The sequence below is a fragment of the Nocardioides sp. CER19 genome, from assembly GCF_029846275.1.
Classification (GTDB): domain Bacteria; phylum Actinomycetota; class Actinomycetes; order Propionibacteriales; family Nocardioidaceae; genus Nocardioides.
The window spans coordinates 29,806-52,856 of record NZ_JARVWS010000004.1 but is presented as its reverse complement, the minus strand read 5'-3'; the positions used below and the strand labels follow the sequence as shown (position 1 = coordinate 52,856).

Genomic DNA, 23,051 nt, shown 5'->3' with positions numbered 1-23,051 from the left:
GTTGCACTCATTCGTCGAGGACGTGCCGGAGGTAGCGGTGCGGCTCCGCGAGGTAGGCGCGCCAGTGGTGGACGAGCTCGAGGTCCTCCCAGGTCGTCGGCCGCAGTCCCCAGGGTCCGACCTCGAGGATCGTCGCCCCGGGCATCGCCGCCAGCACCGGCGAGTGGGTGGCGCACAGGACCTGTCCGCCGGTCGCCGCGAGCTCGTGCAGGACCGAGACGAGGCCGAGCGTCGCGGAGAACGACAACGCCGCCTCGGGCTCGTCGAGGCAGTAGAAGCCGGGGGAGTCGAAGCGCGTCCTGAGCACCGCGAGGAAGGACTCCCCGTGGCTCATCTCGTGGAAGCGGGGGTCGCGACTGGCGCCGAGGGACTCCACATGGGAGTACCAGCCGTGCATCGTCTCGGCCCGGAGGAAGAACCCCCAGCGGCCGGTGCCGATCCCGCGCTGGAGCACGAGCGCGCCGCCGAGGTCGGACTCGGTGCGGCGGGTGGAGTGATGGCTGTTGCGGCTCCCGCCCTCGGGGCTGAGGCCGTAGGCCATCGCGACCGCCTCCACGATCGTGGACTTGCCCGACCCGTTCTCGCCCACGAGGAACGTGACGCCTGGGGGGAGGGCGAGACCCTCCCCGAGCAGCTGCTCGACGGCCGGGACCGTGCGCGGCCACTCACCGCGCCGGAGGTCATGGTCGTCCCGCGCGGTGACCCGCACCACCGGTGGCTGGTCGAAGTCCACGCGCTGACGATAGGGCCTCGACCCCCTAGGCTCGGGCCCATGGCGAGCCCCTTCGTCGAGATCGAGGTCGACGACCGCGTCGTCAAGGTGACCAACCCCGAGCGGGTCTACTTCCCGAAGCTCGGGCTCACCAAGCTGGACCTCGTCGACTACTACCTGGCGGTCGGCCCCGGCATCGTCAACGCGCTGTTCGAGCGACCGTGCATGCTGCACCGCTTCCCGACCGGCCTGGACGGCGAGAAGGTCCACCAGAAGCGGCTGCCGGCCGGCGCGCCCGACTGGGTCGAGACGGTGCGGCTGTTCTTCCCGCGGTGGAAGCGGACCGCCGACGAGCTGTGCGTCACCGAGCTGGGCGCGGTCATCTGGGCGGTGCAGATGTCGACCGTCGAGTTCCATCCGTGGAACAGCCGCCGTGAGGACACCGAGAAGCCCGACGAGTGGCGCATCGACCTCGACCCGGGGCCGGACTGCCCGTGGGAGACCGTCCAGCAGGTTGCCGTGGTGGTCCACGAGGTGCTCGACGAGCTCGGCGCCGTCGGCTACCCGAAGACCAGCGGCGGCAAGGGGCTGCACGTCTACGTCAGGATCCCGCCGGCCCACGGCTTCCAGGAGGTACGCCGGGCGGCGCTCGCGTTCGCCCGCGAGGTCGAGCGCCGCGCGCCGCAGGACGTCACCACCGCGTGGTGGCGCAAGGACCGGGACCCCGCCCAGCTGTTCGTCGACTACAACCAGAACACCCGCGACCACACCATCGCGTCGGCGTACTCCGTCAGGGGCGTCCCCGAGGCCCGCGTCTCCACACCGGTCCGGTGGGAGGAGGTGCCCGACGTGCATCCGAACGACTTCACGATCCGCACCGTCCCCGAGCGGTTCGCGCGGATCGGGGACCTGCACGCCCACATCGACGACCACGTCTTCGACATCGCGCCGCTGCTGGAATGGGCCGAGCGCGACGAGCGCGCGGGCAGCGAGACACCGCCGGAGCCCGAGGACTGACCGGCATGGACGCGGGCGGTGCGGTCACCGACGCGCGTGACGTCAGCGACCACCCAGAAGGTGCGGCGTGCCGCCCAGCAGCGGTTCGACCACGACCGGCTCCTCCCCGGGCAGGCCGCGGCCGCGCTCCTCGACGGGGCGACCGTGGTCGTCTCGCCGCTGACCGTCCTCTTCGACGAGGTCCGCTACCGAACCCTGCCGACCGAGCTGGTCACGGAGCACGGGCTGCTCGAGAAAAGGGGGTGACCGAGCGTCGGTGCGGGGCGGCAGGATGACGCCATGAGCGACTTCCTCGACCTGCACCGGCCCGGCGACCCCCTCGTGATGCCGAACCCCTGGGACGTCGGCTCCGCCCGCATCCTGGCCTCGCTCGGCGCCCGTGCCCTGGCGACGACGAGCAGTGGCTTCGCCGCGACGCTGGGCCGGCTCGACGGGTCGGTGACCCGCGACGAGGCCATCGGCCACGCGGCCGCGATCGCTGCGGCTGTCGGCGTTCCCGTCTCGGCCGACCTCGAGAACTGCTTCGCCGACGACCCTGCCGGCGTCGCCGAGACGGTCGCCCGTGCCAAGGCGGCCGGCCTCGCGGGCTGCTCGGTCGAGGACTGGAGCGGCAGCGAGATCTACGACGTCGAGCTGGCCACCGAGCGCGTGGCCGCCGCCGTCGAGGCGGCCGGCGAGGACTTCGTGATCACCGCTCGGGCGGAGAACCTGCTCCACGGCGGCGACCTCGACGACACGCTCACGCGGCTGCGGCGCTTCCAGGAGGCGGGCGCCCCGGTCCTCTTCGCGCCCGGCGCCGTCACCGAGGAGCAGATCCGCGCCGTGGTCGGCGGCGTCGACCGGCCGGTGAACGTCCTGGCGTTCCCGGGCACACCACCGGTGGCGCGACTCGCGGAGCTGGGGGCCGCGCGCGTCTCGACCGGTGGCGCGCTGGCCTACGCGGCGTACGCAGCCCTCGCCACGGCGGGGCACGAGCTGCTCGAGCAGGGCACCTACGGCTACTGGTCGGGCGCCGGCGCCGGCCGCGAGGCGGTCACGCACGCCTTCGCGGGCGGCTCCTAGGATTCCGGCGTGGGCCACATCCAGATCACCCCGAGCATCCTCAACGCCGACTTCGCCGACCTGGGGGCCGAGGTCGCCCGCATCGGCAGCGCCGACTGGGTGCACGTCGACGTGATGGACAACCACTTCGTGCCCAACCTGACCTTCGGGCCGACGATGGTGGAGGCGCTGGCCCGTTCCAGTGACCTGCCGCTCGACGCGCACCTCATGATCGAGGACCCCGACCGATGGGCGCCCGGCTATGCCGAGGCCGGTGCCCGCAGCGTCACCTTCCACGTCGAGGCGGCGACGGCACCGGTCCGTCTCGCCCGCGAGATCCGCGCGCAGGGGGCCCGGGCGAGCATGGCGCTCAGGCCCGCGACCCCGATCGAGCCGTACGCCGACCTGCTGCCCGAGCTCGACATGGTGCTCGTGATGACGGTCGAGCCCGGCTTCGGCGGCCAGAAGTTCCTGGATCTGTGCCTGCCCAAGATCCGGCGCACCCGCGAGCTGATCGCCCGGCACGGCGGCGACATCTGGCTGCAGGTCGACGGCGGCGTCAGCCTCGAGACCATCGAGCGCTGCGCCGAGGCGGGCGCCGACGTGTTCGTCGCCGGCTCGGCCGTCTACTCCGCCGACGACCCCGACGCCATGGTCGCCGCGCTGCGGGAGCGGGCCGGGTCCGCCGCCCGGTCCGCCGCGGGCGGTGAGTAGTCAACCGTTTGCGCGGGTCGGATGGTTGATGGCGCACCGCCGCACCACGCGGCGGTGAGTGGTCGACCGGGTCGGCGCGTCAGCTGGTTGCCGGCTCACCGCTGCCCGCGCGCCGCCCCACCCCGGTGAGCAGCCACTCAGCCACACCCCAGACGGTTGACCACTCACCGCCCAGCGCCAACCTCCCTAGAGTGACCCCATGCGCTACGAGTGGGGTCGCGACCACGCGCTGCTCCGCGACGGGGAGACCGTCGGGACGGCCGAGAAGTCGTGGTGGCGCGAGCGGGCGACGGTCTCGACCGACGCCGGGACGTGGAGCTTCCGGGCGCTCGGCTGGAAACGGCTCATGATCACCGGGCCCGACGGCATCGAGCGCCTCGGCGCGGTCCGCACCGGCTGGCTCAGCGAGGTCTGGACGGTGACCGGCGAGCACGGGACGTACGAGGTCCGTCCGGCCGGCATCCTCAGCAGCCGCCTCGTCGTCCGGCGCGCCGGCGCGGAGGTGGGGCGGCTGACGCCCGCCCGCTGGTGGACCGACCGGCCGGCCCTGGAGCTCTCCACCGAGCTGTCGCTCGGCGACGCCGTGCTGCTGCTCTGGGTCGGCTACGTGATCCGCCAGCGGACCACCGCCGCGGGCAGCGGAGGCGCGACGGCAGCGGTGTGAGTCCCGCCTGACGGAACTCACACCGCCGGGCTGGACATCCGGGCTATCCTCGACTCGACGAGTGAACAACTCGCGTGCTCTGGGGTCGGTGTAATTCCGAACCGGCGGTGAAAGTCCGCGACCCGATGGCAGCCAGTCATCGGTTGACCAGGTGAGATTCCTGGACCGACGGTGAAAGTCCGGATGGGAAGCGCACGCACCTGCTCCTCGCCGGACCCTCCTCCCGGAGGCGACGGCTCTCGAGCACATTGTCAGGCCCCAGGGTCCGCGACCGGACCGCGAAGGGGCCTTTTCCATGTCTGAGGTCAGCGTGGAGCGCGCGGCGATGACGCGCGCCCTCGAGCTGGCGGCCAGCCCCGATGCGCCGCTGTGGCCCAACCCACGCGTCGGCTGCGTCCTCGTCGGGCCGGACGGCTCGACGATCGCCGAGGGCTACCACCGTGGCGCCGGCACCCCGCATGCCGAGGCGGACGCGCTCGCCCGCGCGGGAGCCGCGGCCCGCGGCGCGACCGCCGTCGTCACCCTCGAGCCGTGCAACCACACCGGTCGGACCGGCCCGTGCTCGGAGGCCCTCATCGCCGCCGGCGTACGGCGGGTGCTGTTCGCGCAGGCCGACCCCAATCCGGTCGCCGCCGGGGGAGCGGCACGCCTGCGCGACGCGGGCATCGAGGTCGACTCAGGACTGTTCGCCGACCAGGCCCGTGCCCTCAACGCCGTCTGGACGCGCGCCACCCAGTGGCAGCGACCGTTCGTCACCTGGAAGTTCGCCGCGACGCTCGACGGGCGCAGCGCGGCGGCGGACGGCACCAGCCGCTGGGTCTCGTCGACCGCTGCCCGGCGCGACACCCACCGCCTCCGGGCGCTCAGCGACACGATGCTGGTCGGCAGCAACACGGTCGCCGTCGACGACCCGGAGCTCACCGTCCGTGACGAGCACGACCGGCCGGTGAGGACACAGCCGCTACGCGTCGTCATGGGGCTGCGCGACCTCCCCTCCGGCAAGCGGATCTTCAACGACCGAGCCGAGACCCTCCAACTGCGCACCCGCGATCCGCAGCAGGCGCTCAAAGAGCTGTGGGTCCGCGACCGGCGGCACGTGTTCCTGGAGGGCGGCCCGACCCTCGCGGCCGCGTTCCTCCGTGCCGGGCTCGTCGACGAGATCGTCGCCTACGTCGCGCCGATGCTCCTCGGGGACGGTCGCAACGCCGTCGCCGACCTCGGGATCGACACCATCGCCGACGCCTTGCGGCCGCGCGTCACCGACGTGACCGTTCTGCCGGGGATCGACGGCGAGGAGCCGAACGTCCGGCTCACCCTCACGCCACCCACCACCGAAAGGGACCGCTGATGTTCACCGGGATCGTCGAGGAGCTCGGCACCGTCTCCGCACTGGAGGACCAGGGCGACGCCGTACGGCTCACCATCGCCGCCGCCACCGTGCTCGAGGACGTCAAGCACGGCGACTCGATCGCGGTCAACGGCTGCTGCCTGACCGTGACCGCCCTCGAGGGGGACACCTGGACAGCCGACGTGATGCAGGAGACGCTCGACAAGACGTCGCTGCGCGGCGTCGCGCCGGGCGACGTCGTCAACCTCGAGCGGGCGGTCACCCCGCAGACCCGGCTCGGCGGTCACATCGTCCAGGGCCACGTCGACGGCGTCGGGCGCCTCCTGGCCCGCACCCCCAGCGAGCACTGGGAGGTCGTCGAGATCTCGCTGCCCACGGCGCTGAGCCGGTACGTCGTCGACAAGGGCTCGATCGCGGTCGACGGCGTCAGCCTCACCGTGGTGGCCGCGGGGGAGGAGAGCTTCACCGTCAGCCTCATCCCCGAGACGCTCGCCCGCACCACGCTCGGCCGCAAGCAGACCGGCGACCTGGTCAACCTCGAGACCGACATCATCGCCAAGCACGTCGAGAGGCTGCTCGGCGGAACGGGAGAGAACCGATGAGCACCCAGCACCCGGGAGTCAGGCTCGACGACGTCGAGCGGGCCGTCGCCGACATCGCCGCCGGCAAGGCGGTGATCGTCGTCGACGACGAGAGCCGCGAGAACGAGGGCGACATCATCTTCGCCGCCAGCAAGGCGACGCCGGAGCTGATGGCGTTCACGATCCGGCACAGCAGCGGGGTCATCTGCGTCCCCATGGCCGCGCAGCTGCTCGACGACCTCGACATCCCCCTCATGACGCCGCACAACACCGACCGGCACCGGACGGCCTACACCGTCAGCGTCGACGCCCGCGACGGCGTCTCGACGGGGATCTCGGCCGCCGACCGCGCCCGCACCGCGCGGCTCCTCGCCGACCCCGCTACGACGCCGCAGCAGCTCACCCGCCCGGGACACGTGTTCCCGCTGCGCTACCGCGAGGGCGGGGTGCTGGTCAGGAGGGGCCACACCGAGGCAGCCGTCGACCTCGCCCGACTCGCCGGGCTCGAGGAGGCCGGCGTCCTGGTGGAGGTCGTCAACGACGACGGCACGATGAAGCGCGCGCCGCAGCTGCGGGAGTTCGCCGACGAGCACGGCCTGGCGATGATCTCGATCGAGCAGCTCGTCACCTACCGGCGCCGCCACGACATCCTGGTGGAGCGTGCCGCCGAGACACGACTGCCGACGGCGTACGGCGACTTCACCGCCTACGGCTTCCGCATCGCCGTCGACGCCTCCGAGCACGTCGCGCTCGTCTACGGCGACCTGTCGGGCGACGACCAGAGCCCGGTCCTCACCCGCGTCCACTCCGAGTGCCTCACCGGTGACGTGTTCGGCAGCCGCCGCTGCGACTGCGGGCCGCAGCTGGAGGAGAGCCTGCGCCGTGTCGTCGCGGAGGGCCGTGGGGTCGTCGTCTACCTGCGCGGCCACGAGGGCCGCGGGATCGGGCTGGTGGCCAAGCTGCAGGCCTACCAGCTGCAGGACGGCGGCCGTGACACGGTGGACGCCAACCTCGACCTCGGCCTGCCCGCCGACGCGCGGCACTACGCCGCCGCGAGCCAGATCCTCCGCGACCTCGGCGTGTCCGAGGTGCGGCTGCTCACCAACAACCCGGAGAAGGTCTCCGAGCTCGAGGACTACGGCGTCACGGTGGCCGAACGGGTGCCACTGACGCCACGCCCGAACGACCACAACATCGCCTACCTCATCACCAAGCGCGACAGGATGGGCCACGTCCTGCCGGATCTCGACCTAGGAGCTGCCCAGTGAGCGGTGCCGGAGCACCCCAGACCCACGCCACGGACTGTCACGACCTGCGCGTCGCCCTCGTCGCCGCGTCCTGGCACGAGCAGGTCATGGACGGCCTGATCGCCGGCGCCGAGCGCGCCTTCGCCGACCACAAGATCGAGGCGGCCGTCGTGACCCGCGTGCCTGGGACGTTCGAGCTGCCCGTCGTGGCGAGCGCGCTCGCCCAGCAGGGCTTCGACGCGGTCGTCGCCCTCGGCGTCGTGATCAGGGGCGGCACCCCGCACTTCGACTACGTGTGCAGCGCCGCCACCGACGGGCTGACCCGCGTCGCGCTCGACCACACGGTCGCGATCGGCTTCGGCGTGCTCACCTGCGACGACGAGGCGCAGGCGCTCGACCGGGCGGGGCTGGCGGGCTCGAGCGAGGACAAGGGTTATGAGGCGGCCGCCGCCGCTTTGCAGACCGCGCAGACGATCAAGCGGATCCGCAGCCCGTTCCAGACGTAGGCCCAGACCGACGACCAGACCGAGGACCAGACCGACGACCAGACCCGCGACCGGTCGTCGGACGTTGTGAGACCGGCGACGACCCTCGCCGGCGCACCGCCTAGGCTGTGGCCCCGTGAAGACGTTCGAGCAGCTGTGGGCCGAGCTCTCCGAGAAGGCCGTCAGCCGTCCTGCGGGTTCCGGCACCGTCGCGGAGCTCGATGCCGGCGTCCATGCGATCGGCAAGAAGCTGGTCGAGGAGGCCGCCGAGTCCTGGATGGCGGCCGAGCACGAGGGCAAGGACGCGGCGGCGCTGGAGATCAGCCAGCTGCTCTACCACGCCCAGGTCCTGATGCTCGCGACCGGCCTCGAGCTCGACGACGTCTACGCCCACCTGTGAGGACAACCGTGTCAGACGACAAGCCCGGCTACCTCCGCATCGCCGTGCCCAACAAGGGCGCGCTGGCGGAGGCGGCCTCGACGATGCTGCGCGAGGCCGGCTACCGGCAGCGCGACGACAGCAAGCGCCTCACCCTCCTCGACGAGGAGAACGGCGTGGAGTTCTTCTACCTCCGCCCGCGCGACATCGCGCTCTACGTCGGCGAGGGCACCCTCGACGTCGGCATCACCGGCCGCGACCTGCTGCACGACTCCGGGGCGAAGGCCGACGAGGTCGTCCAGCTCGGCTTCGGCCGCAGCACGTTCCGGTTCGCCGGACCGGCGGGCCGCTACACCAGCACCGACGACCTGGCCGGCAAGCGCATCGCGACGTCCTACACCGGCGTCGTGGAGGCGTTCCTCCAGCAACGAGGGATCGACGCGAGCGTGACCCGCCTCGACGGCGCCGTGGAGTCCTCGATCCAGCTCGGGGTGGCCGACGTGATCGCCGACGTGGTCGAGACCGGCTCGACGCTGCGACAGGCCGGCCTCGACGTGTTCGGGGAGACGATCCTGGAGTCGGAGGCGGTGGTCATCACCTGCGGCCGCCGGGGTGCTCCGACGTCGTTCGAGACGTTCCGGCGCCGGATCGAGGGCGTCATGATCGCGCGCAGCTACGTGATGATGGACTACGACATCCGCGCCGCCGACCTCGCCGCCGCCACCGAGCTCACGCCCGGGCTGGAGGGCCCGACGGTCAGCCCGCTGCACCGCGAGGGCTGGGTGGCCGTCCGCGCCATGGTGCCCCGCGAGGGCGCTCAGCGGCTCATGGACAACCTCTACTCGCTCGGCGCGCGCGCCATCCTGCTCACCGACATCCATGCCTGCCGACTCTGAGTCGACCGACCCGGGCCTGCCGACCCTCCCGCACACCTACCGTCCGCTGGGACCGCGCATCGTCGCGGTCGTCCTCGTGGTCGGGCTCGGTGTCGTCTGCGCGATGGCGTGGATCGGGTTCGACGAGGCGACCAAGGCCGCGTTCGACGTCTTCCAGAAGATCACAATGGCGTTCTTCGCCCTGATGATCCTGGCGTGCGTGCACGCGCTCACCCGCTCGCGCGTGAGCGCGACCAAGGAGAAGCTGATCGTGGTCAACGGCTACCGCCGGCGCGAGCTGGCCTGGGCCCAGGTCGTCGCCGTCAGGTTGCCGCCGGGCGCGCCCTGGGCCCGGCTCGACCTGGCCGACGGGTCCGAGATCTCCGCGATGGGGATCCAGGGCTCCGACGGCAACCGGGCCGCGGCCGCCGTCCGCGACCTGCGCCGGCTGGTCGCCGAGCTCGGCTGAGGACGCTCAGTCGGTCGAGCGGACGCCCCACGAGGCGCTGACCCGCTCGCCGGGCGCCAGCCGGACCAGGTCGAGGCCCGAGTTGAAGGCGTCGGGTGGCGCCGTCATCGGCTCGACGGCGAGGGAGTGCCGCGCCGTCGCCGGCACGTCGTCGGCGGTGTAGAGCATCAGCCACTGGTGGCGTCCGTCGACCCACAGCTCCACGCCGGTGCCCTCGGGGGCGCGCAGCCGTGCCGTCGCGCGGCCGTCCTCACCGCGCTGCAGCCGCCCGTAGGCGTGGTTGAGCACGAGGTCGCCGAGCTCTCGCGGCGTGCGCAGGTCGTACGGCGTCCCGTCCACGTCCTCCGTGCCCGTCGGGAGCAGCCGCTCGGCGTCGGTGAGCATCCGCACCTCGGCCGGGACCTCGACCGTCCAGCCGTCGACCGGCCCGGCACCGGCGAGCAGGTAGGGGTGGGCGCCTGAGGCGTACGGTGCCACCGTGTCCGACCTGTTCGTCGCTGTCTGCGTCACGGTCAGGCCGTCCGCGCCGAGCGCATAGCCGACCTCGACGTCGAGCGTCCATGGATAGCCGGTCTGGCTCATGAGGCGGTAGCCCAGCGTGACATGGTCGGGCCGGTGGGCGACCAGCGACCAGGCGGCCCACCTCACCAGCCCGTGCGAGGCGTTGTGCCGGGACGGCTCGCTGAGCGCCAGCTGCTGGGAGTCGCCCTCGAACCGGTAGCGGCCGTCGCGGATCCGGTTCGGCCAGGGCATCAAGAGCTGGCCGCGACCGCCGGAGGCGGTGCGGTCCTCCTCGAAGCCGTCGAGCAGCGGCCTGCCCCGGTGGGTCAGCGCCCGCAGCGCCCCTCCGCTCTCGGTGACGACGGCGGCGTAGTCGCCGCTGCTGATGTGGAACTGCTGTCCGCTCGGAGCTAGCACGCTCCCACGGTAGTGCCCGCGACTTGACCTCCCGGCGCCCCCTGTCGGATGGTCGTGACTCTGTCCCAGACCTCGGAGAAGCCCACGCTGTGCCGTCCCATGCCCCTCAGCGCCCGCGCGTGCGGCTGCGCGACGCCGTCCTCGTCGGTGCTCTGGTCCTCGGCCTGGCGGTCGCGGCGGCCCTGGTCTTCAGGCCCGCGGGCGACGAGCCCGGTGCGGCGCAGCCGGCGGCCCAGCACCACGCGGCGACGCCGACGCCGACACCCACTGCTTCCCCGTCCACCCCGCCTCCTCCTCCGCCGCGGGTGACGGCCGGGGCTGCGCCCCGTCTCACGGCCGACCCGGTGTCGGGCCGGCGGCTGGTGGCGAAGGTCCACCACCGGCACGGCTGGACGCCGGGCGTGCGGTTCACCTATCAGTGGTTCCTCGACGGCGAGCGGATCCCCGGGGCGACGAAGCGCACGTTGGTGCCCACCGACCGGATGATCGGTCGCCGGGTGTCGGTGCGGACCACCGGACGGGTCCCCGGCTACCGGCCCGCCTCGGTGCGGTCGAAGGCCCGGACGGTCCTGCCCGACAACCCGCTCGCCGGCGGGAAGTGGGCGGTCTACCGCGGTCCCTGGAACGGCATCTACCCCGCCTACGAGCGGGCCAGCGGCGAGGACAAGCGGCTGCTCGGCCGGATCGCGCTCCAGCCGCGCGTCATCTGGTTCGCCTCCGAGTTCTCGACCAGCTCCATCCGCACCCAGCTGCGCGACTTCATCGCCGAGCAGCAGGCCGAGTTCGGGAAGGACGCGCTCATCCAGATCGCCGTCTTCCGCGAGTGGCCGCACGGCGAGGGCGGCCGCGGCAAGCCGCTGAGCGGCAGCGAGCAGGCGGCGTACCGCGCCTGGGTGGACGCCGCCGCCGACGCGATCGGGGATGCCCGCGTCGCGATGGTGCTCGAGCCCGACCTCGGCCTCAACGCCGTCCCCAACAACTCCTGGGAGACCCGGACCGCCGATCCCGGCGCCCGGCTCGGCCTGGTGAAGTACGCCGCCCGGCGCTTCTCGGAGCTGCCCCGCACGAACGTCTACCTCGACGCCTCCGACGCCGACTGGCTCTCGATCGCGAAGATCGTGCCGGTGCTCGAGGCGGCTGGCATCCAGTACACCCGCGGCTTCGCCCTCGGTGCGACGCACTACTCCAGCGTCGGCGGCAACGTCGACTACGGCATGGACATCATCGCCGCGCTCGAGCGCGCCGGCATCGACGGCAAGAAGTTCGTCATCGACACCGCCGACAACGGCCGGCCGTTCACCTGGATGCAGCACCGCTCCGAGCACCCGGGCGACGACTTCGACAACGCGATCACCTGCCGCAGCGTCTCGGACAGCACCTGCGACACACTCGGCGTACCGCCGACCACCGACGTCGCCGGTCAGTCCGGGCTCGGGCTCACGGCGCAGCAGCAGGCCGACGCCCTGCGCAACGTCGACGCCTACCTGTGGTTCGGCCGGCCATGGCTGGTCCGGCAGGCCTCGCCGTTCTCCTTGTCGCGCTCGCTCCAGGTGGCGCGCACGACGCCGTTCCAGTGAGACCGCTCAGGTCTCGATGACCATGTCGGCCCGCTCGCGGGTGCGGTCGCGAGCGAACAGCGCCGCTTCGTCGCGGGCCCACTGCTCCCAGTACGGCGCGAAGTCGTCGCCGTCGCGCTCGATCCCGCGCCGCTTCCGCACGTCGTGCGCGGCGTCCAGCCACACCAGCGTCGTCACCCACGGCGCGATCTCCGGCGACCACGACCCGACCCCCTCGAGGACGAGCAGACGGCTCGGCGCGACCTGACGCGTCTCCGCCCAGCCGCCCGCGTGCCAGTCCCAGCGCCGCCACGAGCCGGCCGTGCCGCGCGCGAGCGGTTCCAGCAGTGCGCGGACGGAGCCGGCGAGCCCCGGCAGGCCCGCCCAGCCCTCCAGCAGCTCGTCGGTGCGCACCACGGTCGCGTCCGGGGCGAGCTCGGCGAGCGCGTCCGCCAGCGTCGACTTGCCGGAGCCGGCCGGCCCGTCGACGCAGACCAGCCGGCCCGTGCCGAGCGACGCCGGCCGATCGAGGGTCAGTGCCAGGACCTCCCGGGCGTCGTCAGAAGGCGAGCCCATGCCCGCGGTACGTCGGCACGTCGTCGACCAGCTGGTCGCCGGCCAGGAGGTGGGCGGTGGTGGTGTGCTCGAACAGCTCGCCGGACTTCGCGTGCCGGAACCACACGAGGTCGCCGACCGACAGCATCGCCGCGGTGGGGCCGGTGAGCGGCGTCTGCACCTCGCCCGCGCCCTCCAGGCCCGTGAGCGCGAGGCCGGCGGGAGCCCAGGGGAGCGGGAGCCGGTCGGGGCCGACCGGACCGGAGGCGATCAGCCCACCGCCGTGCACGGTGGCGGTCCGGTCGTCCGGGCGCCGGGTCACCGGCACGCCGAAGTAGGCGGCCGGTCGCGGCGCGAAGGAGCGGAAGTGGTCGAAGAGGCCGGGCACGAGGAGCCCGGAGCCGGCCGTCAGCTCGGTCACGACCGGGTCGGACGCCGAGGTCTCGAGCGACCCGGAGCCGCCGGCGTTCCAGAACGCCAGCTCGGCGACCCGCGAGATCCCCTCGGACACGGTCGCCCGGCGCTCGGCCAGCTGCGCGACCGACATCGTCTTGAGCCGGCGGACCATCGCCGAGCGGAGCCGCTGGCCGGGCACCTGGTCCGGCACGCCGGCCACCTGGCCCTCGTACGTCATCACACCGGCCAGGGTGAAGCCGGGGCGCTGGAGGTGCCGTGCGAGCTCCTCCGCCGCGGCCGCCGAGGTGACGGGGGAGCGGCGGGGGCCGACCCTCGTCAGGCCGAGGTCGAGGCCGGCGTCGACGTCGATCGCGACCCGCACCGGGACGGCCTTCGAGGTGCGCACCGAGTCGACGACGTCGAGATGGTCGACCGAGTCGACCATGAGCGTGATGCGGGCGGCGGCACGCGGCGACGCGACGAGCCGGGCGAGGGCGCCGCGGTCGACGGTGGGGTAGGCGACGACGATGTCGTCGCTGACGTCGTTCTCCTCCAGCCAGAGCGCCTCGGCGAGTGTGAAGGCCAGGACGCCCTCGAAGCCCGGGTGCGCCAGCGCGCGGGAGATCAGCGCGGGGACGCGCAGCGACTTCGAGGCCACACGGATCGGGGTACCGCCGGCGCGGCGGGCCAGGTCGTCGGCGTTGGCGTCGAAGGCGTCCAGGTCGACGACCATGACGGGCCGGGGCAGCGGCTCGCCGGTGCGCGCCTCGGCGGCCGCGACCGCGCCGGAGAGGCGCGACCACAGGCGGTTGCGCTCGATGTGACTCGCCATCAACTGATGCCGTGGCGCTTGAGGAGGGCCTCGATCTCGGCGAGCTCCGGGTCACTGCCGGGCAGCGCCGACGGCGCGGCGCCGCGCTCGACCGGCTTCTTCGTCCGCCGCTCACGGCCGGGTAGCCGGGCGGCGACCACGAAGAGGACGACCGACAGCGCGGTGAGCGCCAGGCCGAACCACACCATCGGGTTCCACACGAAGGACGCCGCCCAGTCAGCGATGGCCGAGCCGATCTGGCTGAGCATCTTGAGCGTGCGGGTGAAGTAGGCGGCCGGGACGAGCAGCGTGACCGCCGCCCATCGCAGGCCGGAGCGCAGGCCACGGCGGCGGTAGGCGAACCACGTGCCCACCCCACCGAGGACCGTGAAGGTGAGGGTGAACGCACCCCAGGTGACCGAGTCGAGCATGTGCCCATCCTCCCACTCGATCCCATGGGCCGTGCAGGACAATTGCCGGATGGACGACGAGCGGCGACGAGACATCCAGGCCCCGGCGTACCCGGACGACACGGGAGCGGCCGACGAGCGGCTCGGCGAGGCGCTGGCGGGTCTGGCCCGCCGCGAGGCGACGTACGCCGACGTGCTGGCCGTGCTGGCCGACAGCCGCCTGCTCGTGCCGGTGGTGGCGGTCCTCGGGGAGGTGGACGAGAGCGGCGCCGACAAGACGTCGGACATGGCCACCGTGCTCCTCACGGGGGCGGACGGACGCCAGGCCCTGCTGGCGTTCACGAGCCTGGAGGCCATGGCCGCCTGGCGGGCCGACGCTCGCCCCGTCGCCGTGCCCGCCGCCGACGCCGCGCGGGCGGCGTTGCAGGACCGGGCCGACGCGCTCCTCGTCGACGTGGCGGGCCCCGTCACCTTCGTGGTGGAGGGCGAGGACCTGTACGGTCTGGGTGCCGGCTGGACGCTCGCACGCGTCGCCGGCGGCACCGCCTGGGTCCGTCCCGGCGAGGAGCCCCCCGGGATTGGTCCCGAGGGGGAATGATCCGGTAGCCTCTCCTGTTGACCGATGTGGCAGCGACACCCGTCGCCACCACATCCCCAAGCGGAAGGCAACCACTGCCCTCCCACCCGCATCGACCGCCCCAGCAACACCACAGGTCGTCGGGTCCGGTCGCCGGAGCAGTCCGGCCACGGCGGACGCCGTGTCCTGATCGCACCGGTGAGCAGCCACCGAGAGGTGGGGTGCTCTGACTGGCTTCCGCTTGAGCGAGCGGGAGCCTTTTCTCATTTCCCGGGGTTGCCGCTCGAGTCATCGCCACCGAATCCCTGGAGGACACATCAGCACCGAGCTTCGTATCAACGACCGGATCCGCGTACCCGAGGTCCGCCTCGTTGGTCCCAACGGCGAGACCGTCGGCATCGTGCCGACGGCCGACGCGCTGCGCCTGGCCCAGGAGGCCGACCTCGACCTCGTCGAGATCGCCCCGCAGGGCAAGCCCCCGGTCTGCAAGCTCATGGACTACGGGAAGTTCAAGTACGAGAACGCCCAGAAGGCCCGTGAGGCCCGCCGGAACCAGACGAACGTCATCATCAAGGAGATGAAGCTTCGTCCCAAGATCGACTCGCACGACTACGAGACCAAGAAGGGTCACGTCGTGCGGTTCCTCAAGGCCGGCGACAAGGTGAAGATCACCATCATGTTCCGCGGTCGCGAGCAGCACCGTCCGGAGCTCGGCTTCCGCCTGCTGCAGAAGCTGGCCGAGGACGTGCAGGAGCTCGGCTTCGTGGAGTCCGCTCCGAAGCAGGACGGCCGCAACATGGTCATGGTGCTCGGCCCGAACAAGAAGAAGGCCGACGCCAAGGTCGACCAGCAGGCGGCCAAGGAGAACAAGGCCGCCGAGCGTGAGGCTGACCAGGCCGCCGAGCGCGCCGAGCGCGCCGCGGCCGCAGCCGCCGGCCCGGTGGCCGCGAAGAAGGAGCGCCGCCGCTCCGAGAACCTCGATCCCGAGATCGACGCCTGAGACGCACCGCAAGTAGAAGAGAGAGACCGACAGATGCCGAAGAACAAGAGCCACTCCGGTGCCGGTAAGCGCTTCCGCGTGACCGGCTCGGGCAAGATCCTTCGCGAGAAGGCCGGCAAGCGCCACAACCTCGAGAAGAAGCCCTCCAAGGTCACCCGCCGGATGACCGGCACCGTCGAGGTTGCCAAGAACGACGTCCCGCGCGCCAAGAAGCTTCTCGGCCGCTGACCTTCCCCGGGATCGCCGTTCGACCGGCACCCACGATCTTTTCGCACTAAGGAGTTCCACATGGCACGCGTGAAGCGCGCAGTCAACGCGGCGAAGAAGCGTCGCGTCACCCTCGAGCGGGCGAGCGGTTACCGCGGCCAGCGTTCGCGTCTGTACCGCAAGGCCAAGGAGCAGGTCACCCACTCCCTGGTCTACGCCTACAACGACCGTCGCAAGAACAAGGGCAACTTCCGTCGGCTCTGGATCCAGCGCATCAACGCCGCCGCGCGCGCCGAGGGCCTGACCTACAACCGCTTCATCCAGGGCCTCAACCTGGCCGGCATCGAGGTCGACCGCAAGATCCTGGCCGAGCTCGCCGTCAACGACGTCGCCGCGTTCAACGCGCTCGTCGCGCAGGCCAAGGCCGCCCTCCCCGAGGACGTCAACGCTCCGGCCAACGCCTGAGCATGACTCCGCCTCTTTCCGCGGGCAACGCTCGCGTGAAGGAAGCAAGGAAGCTGAGCCGCCGCTCGGAGCGATCCGAGCGGCGGCTTTTCCTTGCCGACGGTCCGAAGGCCGTCGAGGGTGCGCTGAGCGTGCCCGACTGCGTGGTGGAGGTCTTCTCCACGCCCGCGGCGTCCGAGCAGTACGCCGCCCTGCTGGCGCCCGCCCCGACGGTCACGCTGGTCGACGACCGCGCGATCGGGGGACTCTCCGACTCGGTGACGCCCGCCGGTCTGGTCGCGGTCTGCCGCTTCCTCGAGCCGGTCGTGCCCGAGTCGCCGCGCCTGGTCGCCATCTGCGCCGACGTACGGGACCCCGGCAACGCGGGCACCGTCATCCGATGCGCCGACGCGGCCGGTGCCGACCTCGTGGTCCTGGCCGGTGACTCGGTCGACCTCTACAACCCCAAGACGATCCGGGCCTCGGTCGGGTCGATCTTCCACCTCCCGGTCGTGGTCGAGCGCGACCCGGCCGCCGCCGTCGCGGCCGCCCAGGCCGACGGGCTCACCGTGCTGGCCGCCGACATGGACGGGGACGACCTCTTCGGCGCCGACGACGTCCTCGCGAAGCCGACCGCCTGGCTGTTCGGCAACGAGGCGTGGGGGATCCCGACCGGACTCCGGGACCTGGCCGACCGCGTCGTCAGCATCCCGATCTACGGCCGCGCCGAGAGCCTCAACCTCTCGACAGCTGCCGCCGTCTGTCTGTACGCCAGCGCCCGTGCGCAGCGTGCTTGACCTTCAGGCCGCTTGAAGGCCAAGGGTGGCGGGTGTGACGACGGAACCCCTGCTGACCATCGGGTCGTTCGCCCGCGCCGTCGGGCTGACAGCGAGCGCGCTGCGCCACTACGACGACTGCGGGCTGCTCCCGCCGGCCGCGACCGATCCCGCGAGCGGCTACCGCTACTACACCCCTGACCTGGTCCGACGCGCCCGGCTGGTCGCGGGCATGCGTGACGCCGGTGTCGCCATCGACACCATGCGGACCGTCCTCGACGCGACCCCCGACGTGGCGCAGAAGGCGTTGCGGGAGCTCCTGGACAGCCGCGCGGAGCGGGCCGCCCGTGACGAGGCGGCCCTCGTCGCGGTGCTGGAGGCGGTCCAGGGCAGCGAGCCCGGACCGCCCGCGCAGACGCAGGTGGACGGGCCGGTGCTGGCGGCGGCGCTGCGCCAGGTGCGACCCGCCGCCGACGGTGACCCCGCCTCGCCGCTCTCGTCGGTCCTGCTCGAGGTCACGCCCGACGGCGTCGACGTCGTCGCGACGAACCGGTTCTGGATGGCGCTGCGCACCCTGCCGTTCACGGGCAGTGGGTCCGGCCGCGCCGTCCTGTCCCTCCCGGTCGCGGCCCGGCTCGCCGACGCGCTCGACGCGGCCGGCGAGGTGGCGGTCGAGGTGACCGGCGACCGGGTCGTGCTGCTGGGCGAGGAGTACGCCGCGCGCCACGTCGCCTACCCGTCCCACCGCGTCGTGCTGGACGGGCTCGACGACGCGACGACGACGGCGGTGCTGCCCACGGCGACGCTGGCAGGCGCTGTGCAGGCGGCCGGCCGCGCGGAGGTGACGCTGGAGCTGGCCGTTGGCGGGCCGGTCCTCGACGGTCGGGAGATCGGCGGCACGGTGGCCGGGGCGGATCTCACCCTCAGGCTCGGCGCGGCCCTGCTCCTGCGCGGGATCGCCGCCTGCCTGGGGCCGGAGGTCGTCGTCGCGGCCAGCGCCCCGGCACGCCCGCTCCGCCTCCGCTCGCCCTACCAGGCGGGCTTCGTCGCCCTGGTCATGCCGATCCGGCCGGAGTGATGCGCGGCCTCGTCAGCCGGCACCCGTTCGGGTGCTGGCTCGCTGCGGCGACCCTGTCGACGCTCGGCGACTCGGTCTCGTTCTTCGCGCTCGGCTGGGTCGCCTCGGGCCTCGGCGCCGGCGCCGTGGGTCTGGTCCTCACTATCGAGTCGGTGCCCCTCGCGGCGCTCGTGCTCGTCGGCGGCATCACCGCCGACCGGTACGGCGTCCGCCAGGTCATGTGCGCCTGCGACCTCGTCATGGGGGTGGTGATGGCCGCGCTGGCCGTCGGCTCCGTCGGCGGCACCCCGCTGTGGGGGCTCGCCGTCGTCGGGTTCGTCTCCGGGTGCGCCGCGGCGCTCCGGCGGCCGGCCGAGGGCGTGTTCCCACGGCTCTTCGGGTCGCAGGGTCTGGACCGCCGGCTCGCGACGGTGGGCTCGTTCTCCCAGGTCGCCCGGCTCGCCGGGCCTGCCGTCGGCGGCGTGCTGGTCGGGGCGCTGGGGCTCTCGGGCGCGGCGGCGCTCGACGCGGCGTCGTACCTCCTGGTTCTCTTCACCCTGCTGTCCGTGCGACCCCCGCACGCGGAGCTGGCCGCCGGGCGCACCGACGGCGTCTCGCCGTGGCGCCGGGTGACGGCGGCGGTGCGGACGGCGACAGCGACAGGTGGCGTGCCGGCCACGCTGCTGACGATCGTCGGCCTGGCCGCGACGGCGCTGCCGCTGGTGATGGTCGCCCTGCCGCTGACCGGACGCGATCGCGGCTGGGACGCGGGCACCACCGGGCTCGTCTCGAGCGGCTGGATCGCCGGCGGCCTGCTCGTGACCGTCGTGGTCGCCCGGCGGGGCGCACCGCCGGCGGCACTGTCGGTGGCCGGTCCGGTCCTCGCCTCGGCTGGAGTGGTCGTCCTGGCAGCGACGGAGCGGCCGGCCACCGCGGTTGCCGCGATGGCCCTGGTGGGCGTCGGCTGCGGGTTGCTGACGGCCGGCCTGCTGCCGAGCTTCGTGGCGCGGACGCCCGCCGACATGCTGGCCCGCTTCCAGTCGCTGCTGCAGCTCGCGCAGGTCGGTCCGGTGCTCCTGGCGACCCCGGCGGTCGGCTGGCTCTGCGGCGCGCTGGGCGTCAGGACCGGGCTGGTCGCCATCGCCGTGGTCCTCGCGGCAACAGCGCTCGCGGCCCGGCGCGCTGTCACGGTCCCTCAGCTGGCACCGGTCACTGGCTAGATTCGCCCCATGGACCCCCTCGACGCCCTTCCCGACGGTGTGGTCCTCGCAGGTCCCGACGGCACGGTGACGGTCACCAACACCGTGGCCCGTCGGATGCTCGGCCTCGACGGGACGGCGGGACGGCCGCTGGGCGACGTACTCCTCCTGCTCGACACCGAGAGTCGCGCCTGGGTCGAGGTCAACGAGCCGTACGCCGGCCTGGCGACCCGCACCGGCATCCCGGAGCAGTCCTGGCTCCTGCCCGACGGCACCGAGGTGCTCACCCACGCACGACTGCACCGGGAGCGACCCGGTGGCCCCGTCACCGGGGTGGCGGTGACGATCCGGAGCGGACGCGGCCGTGCCCGCCTGGACCGCGAGCGATCGGACCTGGTCGCGACCGTGGCCCACGAGCTGCGCAGCCCGCTGACCGGCGTCAAGGGCTTCGTCCAGGCGCTCCTCAACCGGTGGGACAAGCTCAACGACGAGCAGAAGAAGCTCATGCTCACCACCGTCAGCGTCGACTCCGACCGCCTCAGCCGGCTCATCGCCGAGCTGCTCGACGTCGCCCGCCTCGACACCGGACGGCTGCAGCTGCACCCGCGGCCGAGCGACGCCGGCGTGCTCGCCGAGCGAGTGGTCAACTCCGTGCAGCAGACCACCAGCCGGCCGATCGAGCTGCACGCCGAGCCCGACCTGCCGTCGATCACGGTCGACCCCGACAAGTTCACCCAGGTCGTCACCAACCTCGTCGAGAACGCCGTGCGTCACGGCGAGGGCACGGTCAGCGTGCACGTCAGCGCCGGGCCGGACCTGGTCACGCTGACCATCGAGGACGAGGGGGAGGGCATCCCCGTCGAGCTGCGCCGGCGCGTCTTCACCAAGTTCTGGAAGGGCGGCAAGAGCGCCGGCTCCGGCCTGGGCCTGTACCTGGTCGGCGGTCTGGTGAAGGCGCACGGCGGCACGGTCACCGTCACCGACGCCGCCGGTGGCGGCGCGCGCATCGAGACGACCTGGCCGCACGACGGGGAAGCGCTCCTCTGACGTCGGCTCCGGCCTCAGACGGCTGGTCGGGAGAGCAGCAGGCCACCGTCGACCGGCAGCACGTGCCCGGTGATCCAGGCGGCGTCGGCGGAGGCGAGGAACGCGACCGCGGCGGCGATGTCGGCCGGCTCGCCGACGCGGCCCAGCGGGTAGAGCGGCAGCATCCGCTCGGCGCCGCCCTCCTGGTCCTCCCAGACGCGGGTCCTGATCGTCCCGGGCGCGACGGCGTTGACCCGGACCCCGGCCGGCCCCAGGTCCCGTGCGAGGTTGGCCGTGAGGGCCGTCAGACCCGCCTTCGCCGCCGAGTACGGCTCGCTGCCCAGCGGGACCAGCCCGTTGACCGAGCTGACGGTCACGATCGCCGGGTTGCGCCCGCTGCGGCGCAGGAGGGGGAGCGCGGCACGGCACACCCGCGCCACCCCGACGAGGTTGAGGTCGAGCAGGGCCGACCAGAACTCGTCCCCGATCTCCTCGAAGGGTCCGTGCGGCAGGTCTCCACCAGCGACGTTGACGACCACGTCCAGCCCGCCGAGCTGGTCGGCCGCCCGGCCGACGGCGCCGTCGACCGAGGCCCGGTCGGTCACGTCCATGCCCAGGGCGAGGTGCCGGGCCGACCCGGGCAGCGCCTCAGCGGTCGCGTGCGCGGCGTCGGGCTCGAGGTCGGTGACGACCACCTGCGCACCCTCGGCCGCGAGCCGCTCGGCGCAGGCCCGGCCGATGCCGTGCCCCGCGCCGGTGACGAGCGCGATCGTGCCCTGGAGGCGCTCTGGTGTTGACGTCATCGTCGTGTCCTCTCGCTGTGACCGGTGCTTGAATCGGTCGTGCCGGGTCCCGACCGCTGTCGGTGAGCCCGATCGTGCCGAATCCGACGCGGTACGAACAGAGCAGAGAGGCGGGCGAGCGATGACGACCGAGGAGCCGCGCGCGATCGACGACTACCTGGCCGAGGTGGAGCCCGAGAAGCGGCCGATCATCGCCGCCTACTACGCCAGGGTTCCCGCGCTCGTCCCCGACGCGGTGGTCGGCCGGAGCTATGCCATGCCGGCGTACCTCTACCGCGGCAAGGGCCTGGTCAGCGTCATGGCGACCAAGGCTGGCCTCTCGGTGATCCCCTTCAGCGGCGCGGTGGCGCAGCGGCTGCCCGGGCTGGACACGTCGGAGAAGGCGGGTTCGATCCGGGTCAGCGTCGCCGACCTGCTGCCCGACGACGTCTTCGACGAGGTCGTCCGGCTGCGTCGCGCCGAGATCGACGCCACGGCACGCTGACGCCCTACGATCGCTCGCGTGCACGAAGCGGCGGTCGCGTGGGCCGAGTCGGTCCTCACCGGCCCGATCGCCGAGGTCACGCCGCTCGGCGGAGGCCTGACGTCGACCATGCTGGCGCTCACCGACGCCTCGGGGGCGCGGTCGGTGCTGCGGCTGATGACGAACGAGCCCTGGCGGGCGCACGGCGCCGACCTCACCCGGCGTGAGCGGGCGGCGCAGCGTGCGCTCGCGGCATCAGGCATCCCCGTCCCCACGAGCCTCGGGCTGGACGCCGACGGAGCGGCAGCCGGTGTCGCGGCGCACCTGATGTCGCGGCTACCGGGCATGCCGACGACCTCCGTGGACGACGGCGCCCTGGCGGCGATGGCCGACGTGCTCGCGGCCATCCACGACGTGTGGCCCGGCGAGCCGTTCCGCACCTACCAGTCGTGGGCGTGGGAGGCGAAGTGGGTGGTGCCGGACTGGACCCGGAACGCCGACTCGTGGCGGCGTGCCTTCGCGATCCTGGCCGAGGAGCCGCCCGGCTACGAGCCGACCCTCCTGCACCGGGACTTCAGCCACCGCAACCTGCTGTGGACGCACGGCGCGGTCTCGGGCGTCGTCGACTGGGTCGAGACCTCCATCGGGCCGGCCTGGCTCGATGCCGCTCATGCCGCGACCAACCTCGCAGTCGCGTTCGGCCCGGGGCCGGCGAGGTCCTTCCTCGGGGCGTACGCCGCCGTCACCGGCACCGACCCGGACGCCTACTGGCTGGTGATGGACGCGGTCGGCTTCCTCCCGCCTCCCGGCAAGAAGCCGTTCTTCGGCGCGGCGTCGGAGCTGGCCGGTCTCGACGCGTGGTTGCACGAGGTCGTGACGTCCTTCGACGCGCGGGCGTGACGCCTGTCGGTGCCCGTGGCTACGGTCCCTCCATGGCCATCGCTCGCTTCCCGTCCTTCGTCTACGACTGCCCCGATGCTGGTGGGCTCGCGCGCTTCTACGGCGCGCTGCTCGGCTGGGAGGTCAAGCGGGAGGACGCCGACGGCGGCTGGGCGGAGATCCGGCCCGCCGACGGCTCGTCCTGCATCTGCTTCCAGCGGGTGGACGACTACCGCGCCCCCGACTGGCCAGGCCAGCAGGTGCCGCAGCAGCTCCACCTCGACGTCGACGTCGCCGACCTCGACGACGCGGAGGCGCAGGTCCTGGCGATCGGTGCGACGCGCGCCGAGCACCAGCCGGGCACGACGTTCCGGGTCTTCCTCGACCCCGCCGGCCATCCGTTCTGCCTCTGCGTCGAGTGAGGACCGCGAGGTGTGGTCTG

30 protein-coding genes and 1 riboswitch are annotated in these 23,051 nt (G+C 72.9%); of the genes, 24 read left to right on the top strand and 6 right to left on the bottom strand.

Annotation, left to right across the window (positions count from 1 at the left end):
• Positions 1–7: 7 nt before the first annotated feature.
• Positions 8–733 carry an AAA family ATPase gene (locus tag QDS12_RS19665; RefSeq protein WP_279882335.1) on the bottom strand — a complete coding sequence of 242 codons (726 nt, stop codon included), beginning with the start codon at positions 731–733 and terminating at the stop codon, positions 8–10.
• 39 nt (positions 734–772) lie between these two features.
• On the opposite strand from QDS12_RS19665, the gene ligD reads away from it, so the two are divergent.
• The 12 genes from ligD (at position 773) to QDS12_RS19605 (ending at position 9,532) form a co-directional block, all read left to right on the top strand.
• Positions 773–1,729, top strand: a complete 957-nt coding sequence (gene ligD, locus QDS12_RS19660; RefSeq protein WP_279882333.1) for a non-homologous end-joining DNA ligase — start codon at positions 773–775, stop codon at positions 1,727–1,729.
• Positions 1,730–1,765: 36 nt separating this feature from the next.
• Positions 1,766–1,975, top strand: coding sequence for a hypothetical protein (locus tag QDS12_RS19655; RefSeq protein ID WP_279882331.1), 210 nt, complete (start codon positions 1,766–1,768; stop codon positions 1,973–1,975).
• Between the two features lie 33 nt (positions 1,976–2,008).
• The gene (locus QDS12_RS19650; RefSeq protein WP_279882329.1) at positions 2,009–2,791 is read left to right on the top strand and encodes an isocitrate lyase/phosphoenolpyruvate mutase family protein; all 783 of its coding nucleotides are present in this window, start codon (positions 2,009–2,011) and stop codon (positions 2,789–2,791) included.
• A gap of 9 nt (positions 2,792–2,800) precedes the next feature.
• Positions 2,801–3,484 (top strand): ribulose-phosphate 3-epimerase, encoded by a 684-nt coding sequence (rpe, locus tag QDS12_RS19645; RefSeq protein ID WP_279882327.1) that lies wholly within the window; start codon positions 2,801–2,803, stop codon positions 3,482–3,484.
• A 199-nt stretch (positions 3,485–3,683) separates the two neighbouring features.
• On the top strand, positions 3,684–4,148 hold the full coding sequence (locus QDS12_RS19640) for a hypothetical protein (protein ID WP_279882325.1): 465 nt from the start codon (positions 3,684–3,686) through the stop codon (positions 4,146–4,148).
• 70 nt (positions 4,149–4,218) lie between these two features.
• A riboswitch (FMN riboswitch) is annotated at positions 4,219–4,348 on the top strand.
• Positions 4,349–4,443: 95 nt separating this feature from the next.
• On the top strand, positions 4,444–5,496 hold the full coding sequence (gene ribD, locus QDS12_RS19635) for a bifunctional diaminohydroxyphosphoribosylaminopyrimidine deaminase/5-amino-6-(5-phosphoribosylamino)uracil reductase RibD (RefSeq protein WP_279882323.1): 1,053 nt from the start codon (positions 4,444–4,446) through the stop codon (positions 5,494–5,496).
• Positions 5,496–6,098, top strand: a complete 603-nt coding sequence (locus tag QDS12_RS19630) for a riboflavin synthase (RefSeq protein WP_279882320.1) — start codon at positions 5,496–5,498, stop codon at positions 6,096–6,098. Before ribD ends, QDS12_RS19630 begins: the two co-directional genes overlap by 1 nt.
• Positions 6,095–7,345 carry a bifunctional 3,4-dihydroxy-2-butanone-4-phosphate synthase/GTP cyclohydrolase II gene (locus QDS12_RS19625; RefSeq protein ID WP_279882318.1) on the top strand — a complete coding sequence of 417 codons (1,251 nt, stop codon included), beginning with the start codon at positions 6,095–6,097 and terminating at the stop codon, positions 7,343–7,345. Before QDS12_RS19630 ends, QDS12_RS19625 begins: the two co-directional genes overlap by 4 nt.
• Positions 7,342–7,830 carry a 6,7-dimethyl-8-ribityllumazine synthase gene (gene ribH, locus QDS12_RS19620; protein ID WP_279882316.1) on the top strand — a complete coding sequence of 163 codons (489 nt, stop codon included), beginning with the start codon at positions 7,342–7,344 and terminating at the stop codon, positions 7,828–7,830. The genes QDS12_RS19625 and ribH overlap by 4 nt, the downstream gene beginning before the upstream one ends.
• A gap of 115 nt (positions 7,831–7,945) precedes the next feature.
• Entirely contained in the window at positions 7,946–8,209 is a 264-nt protein-coding gene (locus tag QDS12_RS19615; RefSeq protein ID WP_279882314.1) for a phosphoribosyl-ATP diphosphatase, read from the top strand.
• Positions 8,210–8,217: 8 nt separating this feature from the next.
• Positions 8,218–9,084: an ATP phosphoribosyltransferase gene (gene hisG, locus QDS12_RS19610; protein WP_279882312.1), complete on the top strand. Its 867-nt coding sequence runs from the start codon at positions 8,218–8,220 to the stop codon at positions 9,082–9,084.
• Positions 9,068–9,532 (top strand): PH domain-containing protein, encoded by a 465-nt coding sequence (locus tag QDS12_RS19605; protein ID WP_279882309.1) that lies wholly within the window; start codon positions 9,068–9,070, stop codon positions 9,530–9,532. Before hisG ends, QDS12_RS19605 begins: the two co-directional genes overlap by 17 nt.
• Positions 9,533–9,538: 6 nt before the next feature.
• On the opposite strand, the gene QDS12_RS19600 is transcribed toward QDS12_RS19605, so the two are convergent.
• Complete coding sequence (locus QDS12_RS19600; RefSeq protein WP_279882307.1) at positions 9,539–10,450, bottom strand: aldose 1-epimerase family protein; 912 nt, start codon at positions 10,448–10,450, stop codon at positions 9,539–9,541.
• Between the two features lie 89 nt (positions 10,451–10,539).
• Between QDS12_RS19600 and QDS12_RS19595 the strand changes: the two genes are divergently transcribed.
• On the top strand, positions 10,540–12,027 hold the full coding sequence (locus tag QDS12_RS19595) for a glycoside hydrolase family 6 protein (RefSeq protein WP_279882305.1): 1,488 nt from the start codon (positions 10,540–10,542) through the stop codon (positions 12,025–12,027).
• Positions 12,028–12,033: 6 nt separating this feature from the next.
• Here QDS12_RS19595 and QDS12_RS19590 read toward each other — a convergent pair whose 3' ends face one another.
• Genes QDS12_RS19590 through QDS12_RS19580 form a run of 3 tightly spaced genes read right to left on the bottom strand, consistent with a single transcriptional unit; the run spans position 12,034 to position 14,199 of the window.
• Complete coding sequence (locus tag QDS12_RS19590; protein WP_279882303.1) at positions 12,034–12,582, bottom strand: 4-amino-4-deoxy-L-arabinose transferase; 549 nt, start codon at positions 12,580–12,582, stop codon at positions 12,034–12,036.
• Positions 12,566–13,789: an amino acid deaminase/aldolase gene (locus QDS12_RS19585; protein WP_279882301.1), complete on the bottom strand. Its 1,224-nt coding sequence runs from the start codon at positions 13,787–13,789 to the stop codon at positions 12,566–12,568. Before QDS12_RS19585 ends, QDS12_RS19590 begins: the two co-directional genes overlap by 17 nt.
• A complete protein-coding gene (locus QDS12_RS19580) occupies positions 13,789–14,199 on the bottom strand; it encodes a hypothetical protein (protein WP_279882299.1) in 411 nt (136 codons plus the stop codon). The genes QDS12_RS19585 and QDS12_RS19580 overlap by 1 nt, the downstream gene beginning before the upstream one ends.
• Before the next feature lie 49 nt (positions 14,200–14,248).
• Between QDS12_RS19580 and QDS12_RS19575 the strand changes: the two genes are divergently transcribed.
• The 8 genes from QDS12_RS19575 (at position 14,249) to QDS12_RS19540 (ending at position 20,485) form a co-directional block, all read left to right on the top strand.
• Positions 14,249–14,776 (top strand): SseB family protein, encoded by a 528-nt coding sequence (locus QDS12_RS19575; RefSeq protein WP_279882297.1) that lies wholly within the window; start codon positions 14,249–14,251, stop codon positions 14,774–14,776.
• A gap of 244 nt (positions 14,777–15,020) precedes the next feature.
• Positions 15,021–15,755, top strand: coding sequence for a translation initiation factor IF-3 (gene infC / locus QDS12_RS19570; RefSeq protein WP_347882196.1), 735 nt, complete (start codon positions 15,021–15,023; stop codon positions 15,753–15,755).
• A 33-nt stretch (positions 15,756–15,788) separates the two neighbouring features.
• Positions 15,789–15,983, top strand: coding sequence for a 50S ribosomal protein L35 (gene rpmI, locus QDS12_RS19565; RefSeq protein ID WP_192680718.1), 195 nt, complete (start codon positions 15,789–15,791; stop codon positions 15,981–15,983).
• Positions 15,984–16,043: 60 nt separating this feature from the next.
• Entirely contained in the window at positions 16,044–16,427 is a 384-nt protein-coding gene (gene rplT, locus QDS12_RS19560; RefSeq protein WP_279882293.1) for a 50S ribosomal protein L20, read from the top strand.
• Between the two features lie 2 nt (positions 16,428–16,429).
• A complete protein-coding gene (locus QDS12_RS19555; RefSeq protein ID WP_279882291.1) occupies positions 16,430–17,203 on the top strand; it encodes an RNA methyltransferase in 774 nt (257 codons plus the stop codon).
• A gap of 34 nt (positions 17,204–17,237) precedes the next feature.
• The gene (locus QDS12_RS19550; protein ID WP_279882289.1) at positions 17,238–18,260 is read left to right on the top strand and encodes a MerR family transcriptional regulator; all 1,023 of its coding nucleotides are present in this window, start codon (positions 17,238–17,240) and stop codon (positions 18,258–18,260) included.
• Entirely contained in the window at positions 18,260–19,459 is a 1,200-nt protein-coding gene (locus QDS12_RS19545; protein ID WP_279882287.1) for an MFS transporter, read from the top strand. The genes QDS12_RS19550 and QDS12_RS19545 overlap by 1 nt, the downstream gene beginning before the upstream one ends.
• A 9-nt stretch (positions 19,460–19,468) precedes the next feature.
• Positions 19,469–20,485: a PAS domain-containing sensor histidine kinase gene (locus tag QDS12_RS19540; RefSeq protein ID WP_279882285.1), complete on the top strand. Its 1,017-nt coding sequence runs from the start codon at positions 19,469–19,471 to the stop codon at positions 20,483–20,485.
• A 14-nt stretch (positions 20,486–20,499) separates the two neighbouring features.
• Here the strand turns inward: QDS12_RS19540 and QDS12_RS19535 are convergent, their stop codons facing one another.
• Positions 20,500–21,267 (bottom strand): SDR family NAD(P)-dependent oxidoreductase, encoded by a 768-nt coding sequence (locus QDS12_RS19535; protein WP_279882283.1) that lies wholly within the window; start codon positions 21,265–21,267, stop codon positions 20,500–20,502.
• Positions 21,268–21,388: 121 nt separating this feature from the next.
• Between QDS12_RS19535 and QDS12_RS19530 the strand changes: the two genes are divergently transcribed.
• From QDS12_RS19530 to QDS12_RS19520, 3 genes are read left to right on the top strand one after another with little or no spacing between them, the layout of a single operon-like run.
• A complete protein-coding gene (locus QDS12_RS19530; protein WP_279882280.1) occupies positions 21,389–21,751 on the top strand; it encodes a DUF1801 domain-containing protein in 363 nt (120 codons plus the stop codon).
• An 18-nt stretch (positions 21,752–21,769) separates the two neighbouring features.
• Positions 21,770–22,630, top strand: a complete 861-nt coding sequence (locus QDS12_RS19525) for an aminoglycoside phosphotransferase family protein (RefSeq protein ID WP_279882278.1) — start codon at positions 21,770–21,772, stop codon at positions 22,628–22,630.
• A 32-nt stretch (positions 22,631–22,662) separates the two neighbouring features.
• Positions 22,663–23,031, top strand: coding sequence for a VOC family protein (locus QDS12_RS19520; protein WP_279882276.1), 369 nt, complete (start codon positions 22,663–22,665; stop codon positions 23,029–23,031).
• The last annotated feature ends 20 nt before the right edge of the window (positions 23,032–23,051 follow it).